Origin of the sequence: uncultured Tateyamaria sp. (assembly GCF_947504105.1) — a bacterium.
Taxonomy (GTDB): domain Bacteria; phylum Pseudomonadota; class Alphaproteobacteria; order Rhodobacterales; family Rhodobacteraceae; genus Tateyamaria.
The window spans coordinates 1-20,662 of the sequence record NZ_CANNGP010000053.1 but is presented as its reverse complement, the minus strand read 5'-3'; the positions used below and the strand labels follow the sequence as shown (position 1 = coordinate 20,662).

Annotated in this window: 28 protein-coding genes; 11 read left to right on the top strand and 17 right to left on the bottom strand. The window is 58.7% G+C overall.

What is annotated here, in order from left to right; genetic code table 11:
• Positions 1-3: 3 nt before the first annotated feature.
• The 4 genes from Q1A75_RS20880 to Q1A75_RS20865 all read right to left on the bottom strand — a co-directional run bounded on the left by Q1A75_RS20880 (position 4) and on the right by Q1A75_RS20865 (position 2,263).
• The gene (locus Q1A75_RS20880; protein WP_299592804.1) at positions 4-261 is read right to left on the bottom strand and encodes a hypothetical protein; all 258 of its coding nucleotides are present in this window, start codon (positions 259-261) and stop codon (positions 4-6) included.
• 2 nt (positions 262-263) lie between these two features.
• Entirely contained in the window at positions 264-857 is a 594-nt protein-coding gene (locus Q1A75_RS20875; RefSeq protein ID WP_299555250.1) for a TetR/AcrR family transcriptional regulator, read from the bottom strand.
• A gap of 628 nt (positions 858-1,485) precedes the next feature.
• Positions 1,486-1,905 (bottom strand): hypothetical protein, encoded by a 420-nt coding sequence (locus Q1A75_RS20870; protein ID WP_299555253.1) that lies wholly within the window; start codon positions 1,903-1,905, stop codon positions 1,486-1,488.
• Between the two features lie 7 nt (positions 1,906-1,912).
• Entirely contained in the window at positions 1,913-2,263 is a 351-nt protein-coding gene (locus Q1A75_RS20865) for a VOC family protein (protein WP_299555256.1), read from the bottom strand.
• 88 nt (positions 2,264-2,351) lie between these two features.
• On the opposite strand from Q1A75_RS20865, the gene Q1A75_RS20860 reads away from it, so the two are divergent.
• Positions 2,352-2,789 carry a helix-turn-helix domain-containing protein gene (locus Q1A75_RS20860; protein ID WP_299555259.1) on the top strand — a complete coding sequence of 146 codons (438 nt, stop codon included), beginning with the start codon at positions 2,352-2,354 and terminating at the stop codon, positions 2,787-2,789.
• Here the strand turns inward: Q1A75_RS20860 and Q1A75_RS20855 are convergent.
• From Q1A75_RS20855 to Q1A75_RS20820, 8 genes are all read right to left on the bottom strand, one after another.
• Positions 2,775-3,128 carry a helix-turn-helix domain-containing protein gene (locus Q1A75_RS20855; protein ID WP_299555263.1) on the bottom strand — a complete coding sequence of 118 codons (354 nt, stop codon included), beginning with the start codon at positions 3,126-3,128 and terminating at the stop codon, positions 2,775-2,777. The genes Q1A75_RS20860 and Q1A75_RS20855 overlap by 15 nt on opposite strands.
• Positions 3,129-3,987: 859 nt before the next feature.
• On the bottom strand, positions 3,988-4,698 hold the full coding sequence (locus tag Q1A75_RS20850; RefSeq protein WP_299555266.1) for an alpha/beta fold hydrolase: 711 nt from the start codon (positions 4,696-4,698) through the stop codon (positions 3,988-3,990).
• A 96-nt stretch (positions 4,699-4,794) separates the two neighbouring features.
• Positions 4,795-5,844: a transporter substrate-binding domain-containing protein gene (locus Q1A75_RS20845; RefSeq protein WP_299555269.1), complete on the bottom strand. Its 1,050-nt coding sequence runs from the start codon at positions 5,842-5,844 to the stop codon at positions 4,795-4,797.
• Entirely contained in the window at positions 5,844-6,914 is a 1,071-nt protein-coding gene (locus tag Q1A75_RS20840) for a transporter substrate-binding domain-containing protein (protein ID WP_299555272.1), read from the bottom strand. The genes Q1A75_RS20845 and Q1A75_RS20840 overlap by 1 nt, the downstream gene beginning before the upstream one ends.
• A 122-nt stretch (positions 6,915-7,036) precedes the next feature.
• Positions 7,037-7,651 (bottom strand): hypothetical protein, encoded by a 615-nt coding sequence (locus tag Q1A75_RS20835; protein ID WP_299555321.1) that lies wholly within the window; start codon positions 7,649-7,651, stop codon positions 7,037-7,039.
• A 17-nt stretch (positions 7,652-7,668) separates the two neighbouring features.
• Positions 7,669-8,097 carry a VOC family protein gene (locus Q1A75_RS20830; RefSeq protein ID WP_299555275.1) on the bottom strand — a complete coding sequence of 143 codons (429 nt, stop codon included), beginning with the start codon at positions 8,095-8,097 and terminating at the stop codon, positions 7,669-7,671.
• A gap of 1 nt (position 8,098) precedes the next feature.
• On the bottom strand, positions 8,099-9,079 hold the full coding sequence (locus tag Q1A75_RS20825; RefSeq protein ID WP_299555278.1) for an alpha/beta fold hydrolase: 981 nt from the start codon (positions 9,077-9,079) through the stop codon (positions 8,099-8,101).
• Positions 9,076-9,825 carry an alpha/beta hydrolase gene (locus tag Q1A75_RS20820; protein ID WP_299555281.1) on the bottom strand — a complete coding sequence of 250 codons (750 nt, stop codon included), beginning with the start codon at positions 9,823-9,825 and terminating at the stop codon, positions 9,076-9,078. The genes Q1A75_RS20825 and Q1A75_RS20820 overlap by 4 nt, the downstream gene beginning before the upstream one ends.
• Before the next feature lie 122 nt (positions 9,826-9,947).
• Here Q1A75_RS20820 and Q1A75_RS20815 point away from each other — a divergent pair, with 122 nt between their 5' ends.
• The 4 genes from Q1A75_RS20815 to Q1A75_RS20800 all read left to right on the top strand — a co-directional run bounded on the left by Q1A75_RS20815 (position 9,948) and on the right by Q1A75_RS20800 (position 11,804).
• The gene (locus Q1A75_RS20815; protein ID WP_299555283.1) at positions 9,948-10,721 is read left to right on the top strand and encodes a helix-turn-helix domain-containing protein; all 774 of its coding nucleotides are present in this window, start codon (positions 9,948-9,950) and stop codon (positions 10,719-10,721) included.
• Between the two features lie 3 nt (positions 10,722-10,724).
• The gene (locus tag Q1A75_RS20810; protein WP_299555286.1) at positions 10,725-11,141 is read left to right on the top strand and encodes an MAPEG family protein; all 417 of its coding nucleotides are present in this window, start codon (positions 10,725-10,727) and stop codon (positions 11,139-11,141) included.
• Positions 11,141-11,263 (top strand): hypothetical protein, encoded by a 123-nt coding sequence (locus Q1A75_RS20805; RefSeq protein WP_299555289.1) that lies wholly within the window; start codon positions 11,141-11,143, stop codon positions 11,261-11,263. Before Q1A75_RS20810 ends, Q1A75_RS20805 begins: the two co-directional genes overlap by 1 nt.
• A gap of 76 nt (positions 11,264-11,339) precedes the next feature.
• Positions 11,340-11,804 (top strand): GNAT family N-acetyltransferase, encoded by a 465-nt coding sequence (locus Q1A75_RS20800; protein ID WP_299555291.1) that lies wholly within the window; start codon positions 11,340-11,342, stop codon positions 11,802-11,804.
• On the opposite strand, the gene Q1A75_RS20795 is transcribed toward Q1A75_RS20800, so the two are convergent.
• Positions 11,789-12,001: a hypothetical protein gene (locus Q1A75_RS20795; RefSeq protein ID WP_299555293.1), complete on the bottom strand. Its 213-nt coding sequence runs from the start codon at positions 11,999-12,001 to the stop codon at positions 11,789-11,791. The two genes, Q1A75_RS20800 and Q1A75_RS20795, sit on opposite strands and share 16 nt — an antisense overlap.
• 270 nt (positions 12,002-12,271) lie before the next feature.
• Between Q1A75_RS20795 and thrS the strand changes: the two genes are divergently transcribed.
• The 5 genes from thrS to Q1A75_RS20770 all read left to right on the top strand — a co-directional run bounded on the left by thrS (position 12,272) and on the right by Q1A75_RS20770 (position 16,995).
• Entirely contained in the window at positions 12,272-14,230 is a 1,959-nt protein-coding gene (thrS, locus tag Q1A75_RS20790) for a threonine--tRNA ligase (RefSeq protein ID WP_299555296.1), read from the top strand.
• A 191-nt stretch (positions 14,231-14,421) separates the two neighbouring features.
• The gene (locus Q1A75_RS20785) at positions 14,422-14,727 is read left to right on the top strand and encodes a DUF2282 domain-containing protein (protein ID WP_299555299.1); all 306 of its coding nucleotides are present in this window, start codon (positions 14,422-14,424) and stop codon (positions 14,725-14,727) included.
• Between the two features lie 76 nt (positions 14,728-14,803).
• Entirely contained in the window at positions 14,804-15,664 is an 861-nt protein-coding gene (locus tag Q1A75_RS20780) for a DUF692 domain-containing protein (protein WP_299555302.1), read from the top strand.
• A gap of 4 nt (positions 15,665-15,668) precedes the next feature.
• Entirely contained in the window at positions 15,669-16,427 is a 759-nt protein-coding gene (locus tag Q1A75_RS20775; protein ID WP_299555305.1) for a DNA-binding domain-containing protein, read from the top strand.
• A gap of 4 nt (positions 16,428-16,431) precedes the next feature.
• Positions 16,432-16,995, top strand: coding sequence for a DoxX family protein (locus tag Q1A75_RS20770; RefSeq protein ID WP_299555308.1), 564 nt, complete (start codon positions 16,432-16,434; stop codon positions 16,993-16,995).
• Here Q1A75_RS20770 and Q1A75_RS20765 read toward each other — a convergent pair.
• A complete protein-coding gene (locus Q1A75_RS20765) occupies positions 16,992-17,309 on the bottom strand; it encodes an ArsC/Spx/MgsR family protein (RefSeq protein WP_299555311.1) in 318 nt (105 codons plus the stop codon). The genes Q1A75_RS20770 and Q1A75_RS20765 overlap by 4 nt on opposite strands.
• 189 nt (positions 17,310-17,498) lie before the next feature.
• Between Q1A75_RS20765 and Q1A75_RS20760 the strand changes: the two genes are divergently transcribed.
• Entirely contained in the window at positions 17,499-17,705 is a 207-nt protein-coding gene (locus tag Q1A75_RS20760) for a cold-shock protein (RefSeq protein ID WP_299555314.1), read from the top strand.
• Positions 17,706-17,772: 67 nt separating this feature from the next.
• Here Q1A75_RS20760 and Q1A75_RS20755 read toward each other — a convergent pair whose 3' ends face one another.
• The 3 genes from Q1A75_RS20755 to Q1A75_RS20745 all read right to left on the bottom strand — a co-directional run bounded on the left by Q1A75_RS20755 (position 17,773) and on the right by Q1A75_RS20745 (position 20,461).
• Positions 17,773-18,066 carry a hypothetical protein gene (locus Q1A75_RS20755; protein WP_299555317.1) on the bottom strand — a complete coding sequence of 98 codons (294 nt, stop codon included), beginning with the start codon at positions 18,064-18,066 and terminating at the stop codon, positions 17,773-17,775.
• Between the two features lie 433 nt (positions 18,067-18,499).
• A complete protein-coding gene (locus tag Q1A75_RS20750; protein WP_299555319.1) occupies positions 18,500-18,766 on the bottom strand; it encodes a hypothetical protein in 267 nt (88 codons plus the stop codon).
• Between the two features lie 1,071 nt (positions 18,767-19,837).
• Positions 19,838-20,461: a hypothetical protein gene (locus tag Q1A75_RS20745; RefSeq protein WP_299555320.1), complete on the bottom strand. Its 624-nt coding sequence runs from the start codon at positions 20,459-20,461 to the stop codon at positions 19,838-19,840.
• Positions 20,462-20,662: the final 201 nt, after the last annotated feature.

Below are 20,662 nucleotides of genomic sequence, written 5' to 3'. Positions count from 1 at the left end.
GCGTCAGACACGAAGTCCAGTGACCAGCGCTGATTGGCGCGATCCGGCACCAGAATTGGCCTGCGCGTCCCCAAGGCGTTGCTCCAGCGACGCCAAGTCGGTACCGTTGGCCAGAATGGCACCACCGCCCTGGGGCTTCAGACTGCCGACCAAGAGAAACACACCATCGTCGAAACCACGCGCAATCCAGTCATTATGTCCGGCCATGAAGTCCGGGGCTTTCGACTTCTGGTCACCAAGTGTCAGCGTAATGATGTACATGCTCAGTCCTCTTTATCGGTTTGCTTTTGCTGCCCTGCAACCGCGTCAAGCCAGGCCAGCATTTGCGCGACCTCTGTTTCCAGAAACGGTTCGTCAGGATATGCGTTTGCCAAGGTCGCAGCGCCCTGGCTGCGCGCCAGAATGTGCATGGCCAGGGCATCGGCATCCGCCCCACGACCCATTGCCTCAAAGCGATGGCGCAGCCAGATGCGAAACAGGTCAAAAAGTGCGCGGGCACCCGGCCCGCCGGGGTGATTCAACTTGGCCAGTTCCGAGAACAGGGTGCCGACCGGACATCCGAACGACCGGATCTTCTTGTTGTTCATCAGCAGGATACCAATGAAGCTTGCGATGCACTGCTTGGGTGATTGATCGCTGTCTACCCAGCCCTCAAGCATGTCATGGCGTTGCTTGATACGGCGTTCAATCACCGCATCAAGAATCTCGTCCTTTGTCCTGAAATGATAGTAGAAATTGCCACGCGAAATGCCGACCACTTCGGCAACATCCGCGAATGACGTGACCTCGAATCCACGTTCGTAGAACAGCCGATCGGCCGAGGTAACGATCTTCTCTCGTGTTGCGGATGCCGCCATTCTCTTACCTTTTCGATGAGGCCCGCGTCAGGCTGCGGACATCTCAGCAGTTTCGAGCTGTCGCTGCGTTTCATAGGTTTGGTTGCCGTTGACTATGAAGGCAAAACCAGCGGGCTTCAGGACCGACGGGGAGTAGAGGTTAAATATCACTTGGGAATCTCGCATACGATTCTAGGTCATTTGTCCTAATTTTTATTAATGGGGCATTTGTCCTAGTCCGTCAACCGCGTTCATTGTTGCGAAACCGGTCGCTCATGTGATGATGCGGATGGAAAGAGTGGATGCGTGCCTGTCCGTAAAGGTAGATACGGGTTAGCGTTACTTGACTTTTTGCAAAGCTGAATTGGCCCGCTGAGGTCAAACAACAGCGGAAGAAATCCGAACCGCCATCGAGTATGAACAGGCATTGCTGGCGTAAGCCACCCCGGAGCCCACGTCGTGGCCGATGGCTACAGTCCGACATGGTGCCTCAACGTTGCGGCGCGACCTCCCCAAACCGGTCGACCGCAACAGTTGACGCACTGACGGCCTCTTCGTCTTGCACAGCTGTGAGGCATTGAAACACCTACGACATCGGACCCCGAGACGGGTCCAATACCACGATATCTGCCGAGTGGCGTCTTGAATGTCAGACGGGCTTTCCAGCCTGATCCGCCCCACGAAAGATGAAGCCCAAGGCAAGCGCAAAAAGCCCAAACTGCAGCCCCAGATATACCGTTTCCATAACGACAAAGGCGCCTGCCCCCGGCACGCTCTGCTTTGCGACAAGTGCCAGCACGTGGCTTGTCCAAAAAAACAGGCCCAACAGCCCGGCGAACCGGAACGCCCGCGCGTGACCAGTGCGCCGCGCTCGGAACATCGGGTAGATGGCCGCCAGCACGGCGCCCTGAATGATCATGCTGGTCAGGCCGACGGCGATGTTGGGCTCGCCTTCGAAATAGCCGAATACCATGTAGCGGTCCTTGAACAGCACGAGGTGCCAGATGATCGCCAGGGGGAAGACGATGGCCGGATAGATCGCCGCCGCGAGAAGCTGTTTTCTGATCATGGCGTCCTCATACACCGTCCGCGCGCTTCCACAGTGCCATGGCGCTGCCCCCTGGGTCGCGAATGAAACTGGCGTCGCCGGCCGGCCCTCTTACGTCTTCGGCGATGACGGACGCGCCATTTCGGCGCGCGCGTGCGAGGGCTGCGGACAAATCGTCCACCTCGATGTATGGGACCCAGCCGTCGATGTCCTTGAGCATGTCGCAGGTGGCGGCAAAGGGCGTATCTGCCCCTTCAGCCGTCAAAAATGTCATCGGGCCGATGTCTTGCGGCTGCCATCCAAACATCTCTTGCAGAAAGTCGGTCGTGTCTTGCCGTGTTGGGGTCATGTTGTCGAACCAGACGAACGGGGGTGCCATCATTTATCTCCACTTGCATTTTGCAAGTGATCTGATAGCCAATACACTTGCATATTGCAAGTACCTTGTGATCAGCTATATCTGCCACATGGCAACTGCAGGCAAACCCGACTGGAATGGCTGCCCGACGCGCTATGCGGCGGGTATCGTGGGCGATAAATGGTGTTTTCTGCTGCTGCGTGACGCGCTTTTGCATGGCAAACGCACCTACCGAGAATTTCTGGCCTCGCCCGAAGGAATTTCAACCAACATTCTGGCCAACCGCCTGTCCAAGCTGGAAGCACTTGGCATGTTCACACGCGAACCGGACCCGCGCAAAGCCAGCAGCGTCTGCTATTTCCCGACGCAAAAGGCCAAGGATTTCTTACCTGCACTTGTGTCCATGATGGTCTGGGCCACCCAATACGACGAGGTGACGGAGGCGCCCGCCTCTTTCGCGGTGAGCTATGTCGACGACCCCAAAGGGACCATCGCTTGGTACGAGGCAGAGATGGATCGTGTGGATCAGGCTCTAAGAACCGGCTGATCTGTTTGTCCACCAGTCATGCATCGATGTGAAGACCGGTTCCAACGCCAGCCCGTCCATACTTGCCGAGTATTCGACCCGGGGCGGGACTTCCGCATAAACCTTGCGCGTGACCAGACCATCGGCCTCAAGCGCCCTGAGTTGATTGGTCAACATGGTCTGCGTGATGCCATCGATGGACTTGCGCAATTCCCCGAATCGCTTGGTGCCCTGAAAAATTAGGATCTGAAGAATCAGCAGCTTCCATTTCCCGCCGATCATCCCGATCACGGTCGGTGCGGGGCACGCCTTGTCGCCCGAAATGCGCGCTTTGACCTTGGCTGTGGCGCTGTCTGTCATACGCTTTTCCCATTAGTATGATTTTTGATAGTATATCAAAAAAAGTCGCCTACTTTTCTGAACGTACCATTGGCGCTAGGCCTGTGCAAACACGCAGCTTCAAAGGATATGCAACATGACCCTGGAGTTATGGACGGTGAGTGGCGCCCCTAGGGCCTCGGAGCAATCCAGCGACAGGGCAAGACCGGCATTTTCAACACCAATCCGAACTATTGCGGTACTGGGACGTTCACCCAAGGATCCCAGGTTCATAGCGGAAAAATTTCTCCTGGCAGCACTGAAAGTAACTGTTTTCCATGAATTTCCCGATGACCACGGCGTCAAAGGAGGAACTTACAATACTCGATATCCATAATGAACGCCGAGACTGCGCTCAACCGTTGCAGTTATACGTGTGACCCGACGGACGGATGAGGAGGTACAGTGATGTATATCGCGGCCCCGGAAAACCTTGCATCACGGGACATTTGCAACTGGGCGCGTGCAGCGCGATGGCACTGGGCACTAGCTGAGAGCGCTATTTCAGTTGGACGGCGCAGATGGCTTCCGTACGACTGTCTGGCTTAACGGCATGGTTCGGTTCGACGAGGTTTACCTAACCCCGAACCTGCCAACGACAGTAAAGCCTCGTTATTGGGAGGTTAAGCACGGTGTCTACTCTCGCAATGTATTCCCCTTTGTGATGCATTCGCGCGACATTGACATCCGAAAGGTGCGCGTCCGGTAGTGAGATTGGAGAGATGCCCCATGCCTAACAGCTACCTCTCTCTAAAATATTGTTTTATCGAATAAAATCCTGCAAGTTCCAGAGTTTCGTAAATGGACCGAACACCCTGTCCCCGCGGGGACAAATCCGTTTTCAGCGCAAAATCAGCGGCTGTTTTAACCAGTCTCGCAACGCCTGCGTGGTTTCTGCCGGGGCCTCCAACGTCGGCAAATGCCCCGCATCCTCCAGCACCTTTAGCTCGGCTCCCGGGATCAACTCGGCCATGAAACTGTGGCGTTTGACGGGGCACAATTCGTCGTGGGCGCCACACAGAACAAGGGTCGGTACCTTGCATTTCCGCAGCGTTCCCTGCTGGTCACGACGGCGCTGCAAAGCGCGGGACTGGCGCACAAACACCTCCGGTCCAAGCGTCAAGGCCATGTCCATCACAAGGTCCAATACCTCGTTCACGTAAGGACCGGGCGCGAGGTAGTTAGGCTTCATCTCGTCCCGCATCACCTCGTGCATCCGCCCCGTCCGGACCTTCACGATCTGCGGCTCGCGCGCGGCGGCAACCTGAGGTGTTTCAGCCAGCGGGTTGGTGTCCATCAGCGCCAGTCGGGTGACGCGGTCGGGCGCGCGGCGTAATATCTCCATCGCCACGATCCCACCCATGGATAGACCTGCCAGCGCGAAGCGTTGGGGAAGCTCATCAAGCAGGCCGCTTGCGATCTCCTCGATCCGTTCCCCGCGGGTTACGGGCGACACCATCACCGAAAATTCGGAGGACAATTCAGCAATCTGCGGCCCAAAGAGCCGCGCGTCGCACATCATTCCGGGAAGAAAAACAAGGGGCTCAGCCATGCCCCTGCCCTGCCATTCGCGCCATCTGCTGCCTGCTGATTAACGTTTTGTTTACCATGACCTGCCACGCGGGCGGCGGCAAGCCCTGCCGGTTCGTCAACTCTTGATCTGGTCCCAAAAGAGCGCGAGGTGTCGGCTGACAATCTCGTTGTAGCGGTCACTTTGCTTGAGTTTCGCCAGCCCCGCGTTGAAACGATAAAGATGCGCAGTACCCCGCCAGTGCTTCTTGGAAATCAACACATGCAACCCCTCGACCGACACAGGCCGGGACAAAGGTGCCACCTTGTCCGTCAACTCCATCTCGAACATCTTTTGCACGCCAAGAAATTCATTCAAGGCCACTGCGTCCACGTCACCCGCCACAAGCATCTTGAAGCAATCGTCAGGTGTGGCGGGTTGCGCCAGCGTGACCAACCCATCGCTCAGCCAACGGCGGTCGGCGCGATCAAGATCATGGGTAAAATACCCGGCAGGCCGACACAGGGTTTTCCCGTGCAAATCCGCGTCCTGCGCAAACGTGAACCGGTCCTCGGCTCGAGCAAACAGCAGGATGACCAGATCGACAAGCGGTTCGGAGAAATGGAAGTTGGCGCAGCGTTCGTTTGACGGATTGCCCGCGCAGTCCGGTTTGAACCACGGGAACCCCATGTCAAACTCCTTGCTGTCGAGCATGGGAAAGAGATGTTTGGACCAATCATTTTCCCATTCGATGGAATAAGTCAGCGGGTTCGGCGTGGTTTCAAACGCAGCGTTGACCAGTTCGGTCAGCATCCCCTGCCCTGGCCAATCCAGATCGGTGAAAGGGGCGTAGTTCGAAGCTGTGACCAGCTTGATCTCGGCCTCAACTTCTTGCTGCAGCGGTTTTGGGTCCGCCTGAACTGTCGGCGTTGGCGCTTGGGGTCGTGCGGCAGCTTCCGGGCACGGGATCGTCAATACCGTGCCCGCGGGCAGGTCCAGCAGGCTGCCGCCCTGAATGTCAGGGTTGTTGTAAAAGATCAGGGACCAGCGCGACAGATCGCCAAGCTGTTCTTCTGCAATGGAAAAGAGTGTGTCCCCCCGTGCAACAACCAGTGACGGTTGGCAGGCCATGGCGGCTGAACCAAACCCTGCGAAAGCGGCGACCGATAGAGCGAGACCGCGCAGCATCAGAAATCGGCCCAAATATTGGACATGTGGCGGTCGATGACCTGTTGGTATTCACCGGAGAGTTTGATGGCATCCAGACCGCCATTGATGGTGGACAAGAGCACGTCGGCTTGCGGATGTTCTTTGTGCACCAGCACATGCAGTCCTTCGATGGACACAGGGCGCCCTTGCACCACCTCGACCTGATCCTTCAGGCCCAGATCCTTGATCGCCGCACGGCCTGTGAATTCGTTCATTGCCACGGCATCAACTTCGCCAGCGACCAGCATGTCAAAGCAGCCTTTGACCGTTTGTGGTTGCTTCAGTGTGATCTTGCCATCTGTGATCCAGCGCCGGTCTGCGCGGTCCAGATCATGGATGAAGTACCCCGCAGGACGGCACAGCGTCCGCCCTTCAATATCGCTGTCTTGCGCGAAAGGGATGGGGCGCGCCTTGTCCACAAAAAGCAGGATCAGCATCTCGAACATCGGGTCCGAGAAGTGGAAATTCGTACAGCGGTAATTGTCGGGGGAGCCTGCGCAATCCGGTTTATACCACGGGAAGGCCATGTCCATCATTGCAGTGGTCATCAGCGGATCAAGATGCGCGGACCAGTCGTTGACCCAATGCACACGGTAGTTGTCATTCGATTGCGAACTGCGCATCGCCGTGTGGACGACATCCGTAATGAGCCCTTCGTTTTCAAGGGCTTGGTCTGTGAAGGGGGCGAAGTCGCCCGCCGTCACGATGTTGATCGACTGTTCCAACCTGCGCCGCGTCGGGGGTGAAGCAGCAGTCTGTACAACCGGGGCCCGGGTTGTCGCCGCACCGGGCAGACCGACCGGCAGACCGTCGATGCAGCCCAGCCGCAACTCCATCCCCACACGCAGGGCATTGGGGTTCTCACCGATTACAGACAGGTTGTTGCGATGCACCTCGGTCCATTTGGTGGCGTTCTTGTATTGCTGGTCGGCGATCACGGACAGGCTGTCGCCGCGTTCCACCGTGTAGATGCCGCCGCATGCCTGCGCTGCAACAGTCGTGGCCGACGCTGCCAATGCCAGCGCCGCCGCCCCCAAGAATCGTTTCATTGCCTGTTCCCCCAGGATTATTGGGGCGCAAAATCCCTTATTTTGCTGGGCAAGGTCAACTCACAAACCAGATATTGGTGTAAAGTATACAGGTTGACACATAGAGCATCGCACCCACCGCATCAGGGGTAGGCGATTCCGCGGAACGGCGGGAAATCGGTATAGCGGCGCTGTCTTTGCTCCAGCGGCTCGGCGGGATCGCCCCCGCGACGCAGGAGCAGACCCTTGGGCGCGATGTAGCTGCCGATCATGCGGTGTGGATTTGGGCGCCAATCGAGGTTGAAGGCGCAGAGTTTTGGAAAGAACCACATGCCTGAATAGGGTAAATGGTCGTGTATCCACCACGCCAGATCGCGCCAGTCGCGCCCCTGTTCGTATTGGTCGGTGAACCACGGGATTGCCAGAGACGTGCCTGCGATTGCGGCCTCTCCATGCCCCCAATCCCAGATGTGGCATTCAATGGGATTGTCATTGCGGGCGCAGTTCAGCCTGTTTTCATTACCATATTGATTGAGTTCCGGCGAGCGGTAGCCGGAGCGGATGGCGAGACGGCCAAAGGTTTCTTCCAGCGGGTCAAGCAATTCGGTACAGAGCTGTCTGCCGTTGGCGATGGCAAGGTCCGGGTCGCGGGGCAGGTTCTGGACCTGGTGGTAGTTGCCGATCTCCGAATACAGGAAATCGCGCATGTAGAAGTGTTTCGAAAGCCGCACGCGGCCAAGGTTTTCAAGGCTCCACATGCTGGCAGGGCGGCGCATTAGGCGGCCCCGTTCCATTGGAATTCGCCGTTTGGTCCCAGCGGGGAGAACGGGTTGTGGGCGACTTCCCAGATGTGCCCATCGGGATCGGCAAAATAGCCGTGATGGCCACCCCAGAACACGTCCTGTGCTGGCTTGAGTATCTTGGCCCCGGCCTGTTCCGCCCGCGCAAGCAGCGGAGCGACATCGGCCTTTTCCGGGACATTGTGCGCGAGGGTTATGGCCCCGCACCCCAATTGGTCGATGGGCAGACCGATATCGTCTGCGAGGGCCTGAAGCGGATAGAGGCCAAGCGTTTGCCCAATCAAGTCGAAGGCGATGACCCCATCGGGGCTGTCGACCCGTTTCCAGCCCAGCGCCTCGTAGAACGCCGCCAGCTTTTCCATGTCGCGGGCACCGAGCGTGATGAGCGAGATGCGTTGGTCCATGTCAGTTCTCCAGCGTGGCAATCCAGTCGAGCATACCTTCCACTGTTGCCATGGTCTGGCCAGAGGACATGATATCGCCTGCGATCACATGGCTCTGCGGGTCGTCCTGCGCGCCCATGGTCGGGTTGACCGTGTAGGTGGGTGCGCCCCATGCTTGGACGACTTGGGCTGTCAGGTCCGGGCGTACGACTTCGTCGGCTTCCGAATACCAGAAGAGCGCCGGGATCGTTTGGGTGCTGTGGTCTATCTTGGCGACCGCGTCGATCAGGGCCGCCATCGGCATGACCGCGACGCTTGGATATTCGGTTGTCCAGTATAGCCCATGTTCTTCGTTGCGCGGCGTGAAGCTACGCCGGTCTCCGGCCAGCGGCGGCAGCCAATAGCGGGCAGCGGGCCAGCTGAGCAGTTTGGCGAGCGGGTTGCTGAGCCCGTAATTGGGCGAGACGAGGATGAGGCCCGCGACGTTTTCCATCAGGTCCGCGTTTTGGGCGGTGGCGGTGACAAGTGTGCCGCCGGTGGAGGTGGACAGGATCAGCACCTTGGTTCCGGCTTGTCGGGCGGCGGCCAGCCCTTCGGCGAGGTCGTTGACCCAGCCTTGAACGGTGGCTTCGGCAAGTGCGTCGCCGCTGCGCCCGTGGCCTTGAAGTCGTGTGTAGATCAGGTTTGCGCCCAAGCTTTCCGCGATGCGGTCGGGGACGGGGCGGATTTCTTCGGAGGTGGCAGAGAAGCCGTGGACATAGAGAATGGACCAGTATGTTTTGGCTCCCGCGTCACCGACCCAGACGATCCGCTTTTCGGTGCCGGGGGTGATGTCGTCAAACCGGCTTTCGACACTTGCAAAATGTGCGTCGAGATCCGTGTTGATGTCACTGATCGTTGGGGTCAGTGGCGCCTTTTCGTAGGGACCAAAAAGCCAGAGGCCCCCGATCAGCAGGACGAGGATCAGAAGGATGCGCCCGAGCGCCTTGCCGAAGGTTTTCATGCGCTCTCCAGAATGTCGGTGATGGCGTCTTCGATCAGGTCGAGGCAGGGGCCGTCGGAAAAGCGGTGATCGGCGTCCTTGACCAAGGTCAGTCGCATATCGGGGCTGTCGGCGTGGTTCAGGAGGCGGGTAGCCGTTTCGGTGGTGACGGCCGTGTCAGCCGTGCCTTGGAGGCAGCGCACGGGGAACGGCAATGGCAGCGGGTCGCGTAGGACCAGTTGGTTTCGCCCGTCTTCGATCAGGCGTTTGGTGATGATGTAAGGTTCCATGTAGTCCGAGGGCATGGCGATCTGGCCCTCGGCTTCCAGCGTTGCCTTTTGCGCATCGGTGAAAGAGGCCCAGTATCCGTCTTCGGTGAAATCGGGGGCTGCAGCGATAGTCACCAGCCCCGCCACCCGATCCGGGTGCGTGCGGGCAAAAAGTAACGATTGCCAGCCGCCCATGGAACTGCCCACCACGATCAGCTTGCCGTCGGTCAGGGTGTTCAGAGCGTGGGCCGTATCCTCTGCCCAGTCACCGATACACCCCTCTTCGAAGGTGCCGGAGCTTTCCCCGTGCCCGGAGTAGTCGAAGCGCAGGAACGCACGACCTTGGGCACGGCACCAGGCTTCGAGATGGATGGCTTTGGTCCCTTCCATGTCGGATTTCAGACCACCAAGGAACACGACCCATGGCCCCGTTCCTTCGCTCCGATGATAGGCGAGCCGCCGCCCTTGTGGCGTGTCGAGATAGTCTGGTCCGCTCATGTCCCCTCCCCTTCGTTTGGCGGATCATCTGCAAGCACGCCGCATCTGTCCATCCTGACGCTGGGGGATTTTTATACGTGACCATCTTGTCACGTGACTAAAGAATCACATATAGACGCTGTATGGATGATCTGTTCAAAGCCTTGTCAGACCCCGCGCGCCGCACGCTGTTGGACAGCCTGCGGGATCGAGACGGTCAGACCCTGCAGGATTTGCAGGGGCTGCTCGACATGACCCGGTTCGGCGTCATGAAGCATCTGGGTGTTCTGGAAGAGGCCGGACTGATCACCACGAAAAAGGTGGGGCGCTTCAAGCATCACTACCTCAACGCCCTGCCCCTGCAGGAAGCGATTGACCGTTGGATCGACCCGTATCGGGTGAAACCCGCGGCCCGAGCGGTACTCGACCTCAAATATCAGCTTGAAGACGAAGGAGACCCCGAGATGTCGAAACCCGATTTTGTGATGGAGACGTACATCAAGACCACGCAGGACCGTTTGTGGGATGTGCTGCTGGATGAAGATGCGATCCCGCATTACCACTTTATCTGCAGCAAGGCGACGCGCAACTGTGATGCGATCACCATGCACTTTCCCGATGGATCGCCCATGCTGACCAACCGGCTGCTGTCATCCGACCCGAAAAGCCGCCAGGAATGGACATTCGAGCCGCATTGGGACCCGACCGCCGACATTCCCGCCAGCCGCGTCATCTATCTGCTGCGGAACGAAGGGGAGTTCATCCGTCTGACCATCGAGCACTATGATCTGGGCACACCTGCCGTGCCGGGCGAGGGTGTCGCGGATGGATGGGTGCGCTGGGCGGCGGGCCTGAAAACCTGGCTTGAGACAGGCGAGGATGCCCATATCGGCCCCATGGACGCGGCGGAGGCGTAACACATGCCAACCGAGCTTCTCATTCTAGGGATACTGGCCGTTTTGGCAGCGTCCCTGTGGATTCCGTACATTGTCGGGGTCAACACCGCGCCCGAGGGGTCGATCCCTGCGGATGCGCCGGACGGGTTCATCATTCCGCCTGATCCGAATGTGCACCGCCCTTGGGTCCGCCGTGCGTACCGGGCGCATCTGAACCTGCTGGAGCAATCGGTGCCCTTTGCCATTCTGGTGTTGCTGGTGGACCGGGCGGATGGATTCACGGCTCTTACCCTTTGGGTCAGCGTCACCTTTCTGCTGCTGCGCGTCGCGCATGCCGTGGGCTACGTCACGGGTACGGCCCGCTTTCCGGCCCGACCACTGATCTTTGTCGGCGGTTGGGTGTGTTGCCTTTTGATGGCCTGGGCGTTTTTTGCCGCTTGATGCCGGTCCGCGCCCTTGACGGGCGCGGATTTGCCGGTTTCAGTGTGTCCATGATCAACCGCATTGCACATCAGTATTACTATGGCACGCATTCCCTGCGTGCTTTTGGTGTGCCTGCTTAGACCACCCAAAGCCGCGTTCGAGCGGCTTTTCCCCTGCCTTCCCGAACGCGGCGCGTTTGAAAAGAAGGAGGCAGAGATGCCCATCACCATACGAAAGATGACTGAGGCCGACGTGCCGGAGGTCGTGACGATGATCAACGGATTGGCTGCGTGCCACGATGACGTGCCGGATATTGATGCTGAACGGTTGGCACGCGATGCGTTGGGACCCCATCCTTGGGCCACGGTTCTGGTGGCCGATGGTGGATCGCAGTTGTTGGGCTATGCCGCCCTTTTACCCATGGCGCAGCTGCAATTCGGCGTGCGCGGGATGGATATGCATCACCTGTTCGTTTGTCGGGATGCGCGTGGGAATGGCGTAGGCGCAGCCCTAGTGCGCGCCTGTCAGGCAGAGGCGCGGGCGCAAGACTGCAGTTTCATGACGGTCGGCACGCATCCAGACAATCGCAAAGCTGGCCGCTTTTACGAACGTGAGGGGTTCTTGCGCCGCAGCGGCACGGGGCCGCGTTTCAGCCTGCGGCTGGATCAGCCGCCGACATAGGGCCCTTTGGCGGGGCGGTAGAACGTCTTTTGATTGTGCAGCCGCCCCAACAGATCGTGGATCTGGCGGACATTGTCATTGGCGGCCATTTCGGCAAGGTCGTCATTGATTGCAGCGTTTTTGGACGCGCGCAGCGCATCCTCGATCAGGTCCAGGTCTTCAACGGACAACTCAAACGTCTTGTTGTACTTGGGCACTGCGCGTTCCTCTCGCGATCAGAAGTTTCCGATAGTGAACACCCTTGTAATTAAGGATTCGCGTCCGCGCGTCCAGTGCAAACCGTCGCAAATCGACAGTTTTTTGTCGTTTTCTCGGCATGCCTTTGTATGCCGGACAAATGGCGCCTCAAAATGTGGCGGCCCTTATGCCATGAACCTTGACGACATCGGCCCACCCTGTCACATCGCCTTATAACATAACCTAGCAACCGGGCGTTCCGTGGGCGCCAAACTGACGAGGATGCCGATATGGCCAAAGATCAGCACCAGATTTCCCTTACCTTTCCCGACGGCAATGCGCGCGCCTATGACGCTGGCGTCACCCCTGCCATCGTGGCCGAGAGCATTTCCAAGAGCCTGTCCAAGAAAGCCATCAGTGCGACCGTGGATGGTCAGCACTGGGACTTGCAGTGGCCCATCGATGCCGATGCACAGGTCGCCATCCACACCATGCAGGACGAGGCGCAGGCCAACGAGCTTGTCCGCCACGATCTGGCGCACATCATGGCGCGCGCCGTGCAGGAAATCTGGCCCGACACCAAGGTCACCATCGGCCCGGTGATCGAGAACGGCTGGTACTACGATTTTGACCGGGAAGAGCCGTTTACCCCGGATGACCTCGGCCTCATCGAGAAGAAGATGAAGGAGATCATCAACAAGCGCGATCCCGTCACCACCGAGGTGTGGGACCGTGATGTGGCGATCAAATATTACGAGGACCGGGGCGAGCCCTACAAGGTCGAGCTGATCGAGAGCATTCCGGGTGATGAACCGCTGCGCATGTACTGGCATGGCGACTGGCAGGACCTGTGTCGTGGTCCGCACTTGCAGCACACCGGGCAGGTGCCGGGTGATGCGTTCAAGTTGATGTCCATCGCTGGTGCCTATTGGCGCGGGGATTCCGACCGTGCGATGTTGCAGCGCATCTATGGCGTGGCCTTTACCGGTAAGGAGAAGCTGCGCGCGCATCTGAACATGCTGGAAGAGGCGGCCAAGCGCGACCACCGCAAGCTGGGCCGCGAGATGGACCTATTCCACATGCAGGAAGAGGCACCTGGCCAGATCTTTTGGCACCCGAACGGGTGGAACATCTACACTGAATTGCAGGACTACATGCGCCGCAAGCAGCGGGCCGGTGGGTATGTCGAGGTCAACACGCCACAGCTGGTGAACCGTAAGCTGTGGGAAGAAAGCGGCCACTGGGACAAGTACCAGGAGAACATGTTCATCGTCGAAGTGGACGAGGATCACGCGCGGGAAAAGGCCGTGAACGCGCTGAAGCCGATGAATTGCCCCTGCCACGTCCAGATCTTTAACCAAGGTCTGAAATCCTACCGCGACTTGCCCTTGCGCATGGCCGAATTCGGATCCTGCGCCCGCTATGAGCCATCGGGCGCGTTGCACGGCATCATGCGGGTGCGCGGATTCACTCAGGACGATGGTCACATCTTTTGCCGCGAGGATCAGATCGAGGAAGAGACCGCCGTCTATATCGACTACCTGACCAGCGTTTATAAGGACCTTGGGTTTGACAGCTTCCGCGTGAAGTTCTCGGACCGGCCCGAACAGCGTGCCGGATCGGATGATATCTGGGACAAGGCCGAAGATGCCCTTCTGGCCGCCACCCGCGCAGCCGGGATCGAACCAGAGATGAACCCGGGCGAAGGCGCGTTCTACGGCCCGAAACTGGAATTCGTGTTGACCGATGCGATTGGCCGGGACTGGCAATGCGGCACGCACCAAGTTGACTTCGTGCTGCCTGAACGGCTGGACGCCACCTATATCGGCGCTGACGGGGCCAAGCACCGTCCTGTCATGCTGCACCGCGCCTGCCTGGGATCATTCGAGCGCTTCATCGGCATCCTAATCGAGGAACACGCCGGCAAGCTGCCCTTTTGGCTGGCCCCGCGTCAGGTTGTTGTGGCGTCGATCACGTCCGAGGCGGATGATTACGTGGCAGAGGTTGTCGAGACCCTCCGCGTGGCAGGCGTGCGGGCCGAGGCCGACATCCGCAACGAAAAGATCAACTACAAGGTGCGCGAGCATTCGGTTGGTAAGGTGCCGGTCATCTTGGCCGTCGGAGCACGCGAGGTGGAAGAAAAGACCGTGTCCGTACGGCGGCTGGGCGAAAAGCAGACCAGCGTGCAGCCACTGGCTGATGTCGCGGCGCAACTTGGCACGGATGCCACCCCACCAGACCAGCGCTGATATCAAGGATTGCAACATTTGCATCCCACATCGCAATAATTGGGCCGAAATCTGCATGGATTTCGGCCCTTTTTCTAACAAGTGATAACGGGTCTGTGACACACCGGCTCGTGAGTGGTAACTTCCGGCCAAGCAGACCTATGTAAGGCCCACGAACGTACTGTAACCGATATCCGAAAGGGACGTTGAAGATGTCGAAGACCATGAAATCTGTCGCGATTGTTGGCGCAGTTGCAGCCGCAATGACAGCGCATTCCACAACCACCGCATCCGCTGCAGGCAAAGAGAAATGCTATGGCATTTCGCTGGCTGGTGAAAACGACTGCGCCGCAGGCGCCGGCACCACATGCGCCGGTACGTCGACCGTGGATTATCAGGGCAACGCCTGGACTCTTGTCGATGCAGGCACCTGCGCCGAGATTGAACTGCCGGCATTGGCCGATGGCACAGCGCGGCAGGGTTCGCTCGAAGAACTGGATCGCGATCTGCCCGCATAAGGCGACGTCACACGCCTGCGCCGGATCTGAACGGGTCCGGCGTATCTGCTTTCATTGACGCCCTGGAGCCTCCGACATGCTGGATGCGACATTGACACCGCCCCGTCTGCCATCCGCCCCCGGCGTTGGCTACAAGGCCCAGCATTTCACCGAATTGCGCGCCGCGCCCGGCCCCGTCAAGTGGCTGGAAATCCACGCTGAAAACTACATGGGCGATGGTGGCCGCCCGCATGCCCAGCTGCGTGCACTGCGCGATGATTTTTCCATATCCGTGCATGGTGTCGGTCTGTCAATCGGCGGCGAGGGTCGCCTTGATCCGGATCACCTTGCCCGGTTGAAGCATCTTGTCGGCTGGCTGGATCCCGCCAATTTTTCGGAACATCTGGCCTGGTCCACGCATGGGGCCGAATTTCTGGACGACTTGCTGCCCCTGCCCTACACCGATGCGACCCTGACCCGCGTCGCCGACCACATTGATGAGGTGCAGGAAGCGTTAGGCCGTCGCATGCTGCTTGAGAACCCATCCAGCTACCTTGCTTTTGCCGAAAGCACGTGGTCCGAGACGGATTTCCTTGCGGAACTGGTGCGCCGCACGGGCTGTGGCCTGCTGTTGGATGTGAACAATGTGTTCATCTCGGCCACCAATCTTGCATACACGCCGCAGTCGTATCTGGATGCCTATCCACTGTCTGCAGTCGGCGAAATCCATATTGGCGGCCATGACGAAGATGAGGACGACCATGGCGCCACCCTGTTGATCGACAGCCATGGGCGTGAGGCCGCAGAGCCTGTTTGGGCCCTGCTGGATCATGCACTGGTAGGCACGGGCCCTGCACCTGTTCTGGTCGAATGGGACAATGATGTACCGGACTGGCCGATCTTGCGGGCCGAAGCAGAGCGCGCATCTGCGGCGCTTGCGGCGATCGCCGCCGGGTGACGTGATGGCTGTCCTTCAGAGCGATTTCCGTGCGGCCCTTCTGGATCCAGATCACCCGATGCCAGAGGGTTTGACAGACGGAGCTGGCCGCCCGACGCCGCGCCGCTTCTCGGTCTACCGCAACAATGTGACCGTCGCCCTGATCGACGCACTGCGCGCGGGGTTTCCCGTGCTGCACAAATTGCTGGGCGATCAGAACTTTGACCAATTGGCACGGCTATTTGCCCGTGCGCATCCGCCCACATCACCATTGATGATGCATTACGGCGCTGACCTTCCCGCATTTCTGGATGCCTTCAAACCCTTGGCGCATATTGGCTATCTGGGTGATGTTGCACGGTTGGAAGTGGCCATTCGCTGCGCCTATCATGCCGCTGACAGCGCACCGATCGCCCCCGCACGCCTTGGCGCTGTACCACCCGAGGTGCTGATGCGTAGCCGATTCAGTCTTGCCCCTGCGGTTCGGGTGCTTTCGTCCCGTTGGCCGATCCTTGATATCTGGCGCTACAACACCGTGCCCGGAGCGCCAAAGCCCCGGGGCATTGGCCAATCCATACTGATCACCCGGTCCGAATTTGATCCGGAACCGCACGCCGTATCGGAGGCGCAGCTGGCATGGCTGACCGCCGTCCGAGCCAATGCCCCACTGGAAGAGGCCATGGACATGGCAACTGATGCTGATGCGGACTTTGACCTTGGTCCCCTGCTGACCCTGCTGGTCCGGCACAACGCCCTTACTGACATGATCACCCCAAAGGAATGACCCAATGACCGCCCTTTCCCGTGTGCACTACGCAATCTTTGGCCCGCTTGAACGCGCCGACTGGCTGCTGCCGACGCTGGCCCGTTTCCTGTTCGCCGCTGTGCTGGCGGTGTATTTCTGGGTCTCGGGCATGACCAAGCTGGGCGACGGAATTTTCGGGATATTCCAGCCATCGCTGGGGGCCTATGCGCAAATCTTTCCCAAGGTGATGGAGAATGTGGGCTATGACCTGACGCAACTCAGCTTCTATCACTGGGCTGTGGTCACCGCGGGCACCGTGGCGGAGTTCGTGCTGCCCCTGCTGATCATCGCGGGCCTACTTACAAGGCTGGCGTCACTTGGTATGATCGGCTTCATCGTGGTGCAATCACTGACCGACCTGAATGGCCATGACAAATGGGGCGACGGGCTGGTGCTGGGCGCGTGGTTCGATGCGCCATCGAACAGTCTGATCATGGACCAGCGCGCGCTTTGGGTGTTCCTGCTGCTGGTGCTCGTGACCAAGGGGGCCGGGCCGCTGTCCTTTGACCGCGCCCTTGCCCCGAAACCTGCGCCTGCCGCAGCCTAAGCCACGCCTAGGGCGGCCTGCACATCCTTGGTCCATCCAAGGTGCAGGGTGTCGCTATCCGCAACAAGCGGGCGTTTCATCAACGTTGGGTGCGCTGCAAGCAAGTCTTGCGGCGTGCCTTGGCGTTGAGCGTCAGACAGACCGCGCCATGTTGTGGACCGCGTATTCACCAGCTTGTCGCCAAACGTTGCAAGGGCCGCAGCCATCACATCGGCAGGCACACCATCGGCTCGTACGTCGACAAAACGCGCCGCTGGCAGCGCCTTGATCGCCTTGCGGCAGGTGTCGCAAGTTTTCAATCCGTATATTTCCATATCCACATCTCGCATTTGCGTTGAATTAAGCGGCAACCCGCGCGGATTGCGTCTCTCAGCCTTGAATTTCGCGTCTTAAGTGCAATCTCATTAAGTGGCGGCAGCGTCTAGATATTGCTGGCGCAGTGACGGCCCCTGACCCGATGTTCCGCGTTGGGGGAGACTGCAAGGTAAAGGAGGCACGGGAACATGCCAACTGGCACCGTGAAGTGGTTCAACACCACAAAAGGCTACGGATTTATCGCTCCGGATGAGGGCGGCAAAGACGTTTTTGTGCATATTTCAGCCGTAGAGCGGTCCGGGCTGACCGGACTGGCCGACGACCAAAAAGTCAGTTTCGAACTGCTGGAAGGTCGTGACGGGCGCCAAATGGCCGGCGAACTGAAAATGCTCTGACACCCTGACACGAACGACAAAGCGGCGCACGACTTCATCCTGCGCCGCTTGCCTTAATGCGTGTTGATCAGTTGAACGTGCAGCCCTTGGTGCCGACGGGACAGCTGCTTTGCCGTACGCGACGAACATGACGCTTTTTCGCAGCGGCGTGGGCCAGCGCCTGCTGATAGGTAATGCCCTGGTTCGGACGACCGCAGCAGATTGTACCGTCAATGGTAACGGGCTGCAAACCGGTCGGGCAGTAGTTGTGCTGGCTGTGAAAGGCGTAAATTTTCGGCCCGGCCTGGACCTGAGCCAAGGCTGCCCCAGTTCCCAGAACCGCAAAGGCCGCCGCTGCAATCATCACTTTGGTGAATGGCATATCTTCCCTCGTTCCTTCAACACACCACGAAATCTATGCAAACGATGCCGTTTGGCCGCTCACAAGTCCAGCTTTTTTGAGCAATCACACCACCGCACGCATGATTTACTCAAATTTTGCGGAATTATGGCTACGCTGGAAACAGTCACATAACAGCCCACGGTGATGCTGATGACCGAATTGATGCGACTGTTAAGCCTGTACTACGCGTGCGAGGTATCGGCCGAAACGCAGTTCCCCTCGCCCACGGAATGGGCGCGGTGCATGGGTCATTACCACGCGGTCAAGGCACATTTCGCCGGTTCCACATCAGGCCCACAGGCCCACAGGCCCAGATCGAAGGGTATCGGGCCTGGAAGATGTGGGAAAATCAGAACGGTGCGCTGGTGGCGCAGTTGCGAGACCGCGCGGCGCCCTAGGTCGGATTTTCCGTTTATTCCCAATGCTCTCCCATCGCGACGATGCATGAGGTGCCGCTGGCATAGCGGACCACCATGGTCCAGTCGCCACGCGTGTCGGTCCACACTTCCATCATCTGATCCGGGCTGCGCATGCCAGAGGCCGTGCGGGCCGAACGGAACTGCTGTTCCAGCTTTTGCTGCATCTGCTTGGTGGGGGCGCAAAGGATCTCGGCAATGGGTGTGGGTGTGGCCGCGGCGGGGCTGGCCAGAAGAGTGAGAAGTGCTGCTGCTCTGATCATGGACCTAAAGTAACAGTTTCATGACGGTCTGTGGATAAGTATTTCGTTAAGTTTGGTTAAATGTGGCGTCAAACCTTACCACGCGCTGAACGCGGCGTGCCTTGTGTTTACCCATAAAGATGGGGCGCGATGCGCGGCGGGGATCAGGGAAGAATCGGGGAAAACTGCATATTTTCATTGGGAAACTGCGTATTTTGATGCGTCGGATTTCCGGGGAAAATTACGCGTTTTCCGGAAAGTGCATGTTTTGGCGGCGAAACTGCGCATTTTCGAGGAATGTGCGCGGATGCGGTCGAATGCAAGGTTAACGCGGCGCAGATTTGTTGGGTTTTGGGCGGGTTTGAGATGAGGGCGCGGCGGGGTGAACCCCGCCCCACGGTTGGTTGATACGCCCCGGTAGGGCGGGATTTCATCCCGCCATCCGACGTTTCAAATGCGAGCCGTGAGGTTGCTGGGCCGCAAGGCGGGATTACCGGTTCGCGCAGCGATAAACGATCCGAGGGATCGTTTGAGTTGCGAACGGGTGGAGCAAGCGTCAGCTATGCTGGCGCGTTGCCCGGCAGCGTATCGCAGAGCGATGCGCGAGAGGGCCGGGAGACCTTGGAGCGCGGAGCCGGGACAGCGCCGGGTCAGCGGCTTTGCCGTGTCACCCGTCAGTGTATTGCGCAGCAATGCACGAGAGGGCTGCGGGGGGTGAGCACCGGTCCGCGAAGCGGCAAACCGTCCGGGGGACGGTTTGAGATGCGAACGGGCGGAGCCCCGGGGCGCGTTTCCGTTGCGCGCGGAGCCGTGGCAGCGCCGGGCCGCGGGGTGGCGCTGCGACGGTGATGCGGCGCGGTTTATGGTCGTGGTGTGAGTGAGTTTGGTGGGGCGGTGCGCTGGTGGGGATGTAGCGCCGGCCCGGGTGGGGTGATTGCTGGTTCACGCAGTGACAAACGATCCGGGGGATCGTTTGAGGCAATCACGGGCGGAGCCCCGGGGTCGGCGCTGGCACGGCGGCCTTTGGCCTTGATTCCGTGCCATGACCGTTGCCATATGTTAACTGTAACCCCCACAAGCAGCGACTGACAATTAAGCGAAACTCACAGCACCTTCTACTTCTGTCATCGTTCGTACAGCTCTGTCCAAGTATTCCGAAATGTCTCTTAGAGCTGCACAATACAAAGTTTTGGCCCCGTTCAGATCAGGTGTGATTAGATCTATTGTTTCAATTAATCCTGCAGTGGATAGAGCGGCATCTCGAGCACCCTCAAAAGACTGTCTCATTGCCGCTAGCTGCGAGATCGATTCATCAAGCTGGTTAGCCGACTGGGATTCGACAGATCGAACTATCAGCGCAGCTCGCTGAAAGAAACTCATAGCTTTCGTAAAATCCTGCTCCATACTAGGAATAACTGTCTCAAAAACAAATATCTGATCAAACATTTCATTGTAGAGTTTTCTAACTTGTATCGTTAGCTTGTTCGCATTTTTGCGTTTACCGGTAGTGACGGCCTGTGCTTCTCGCGCCATGGAAGTCATTAAACCAGCAAGGTCACGACTTAGCTTCGTCAACCTAGCCATGCTTGCTGTTTGGCTTTCCAAGTGCCTAGTCGACCTATTGAGAAAGTATTGAGCGGCTAACCCTTTGTCATTAGAAATCTTTGCCTCCAGTTGCTTCAATAGCTGATACGGTTCCGTCTCGCCGTAGTTCATTGCAACGGGGATAGTTTCACCCTGACCATGCGCTCCTTTACAGATATCGGAAGCATCTCGCTGGAGGCCCCGTCGGACCAGCAACGCCAGCTGCGTAAGGTCCTCGAATTCTCTGTAGTAAATACTGACCCAGCCCCCTAATCCGGGCCGTTCAGGTGTAGAATCCGTTCCTGTTTCTTTCTGTTGTTATGGTTGCGGTCA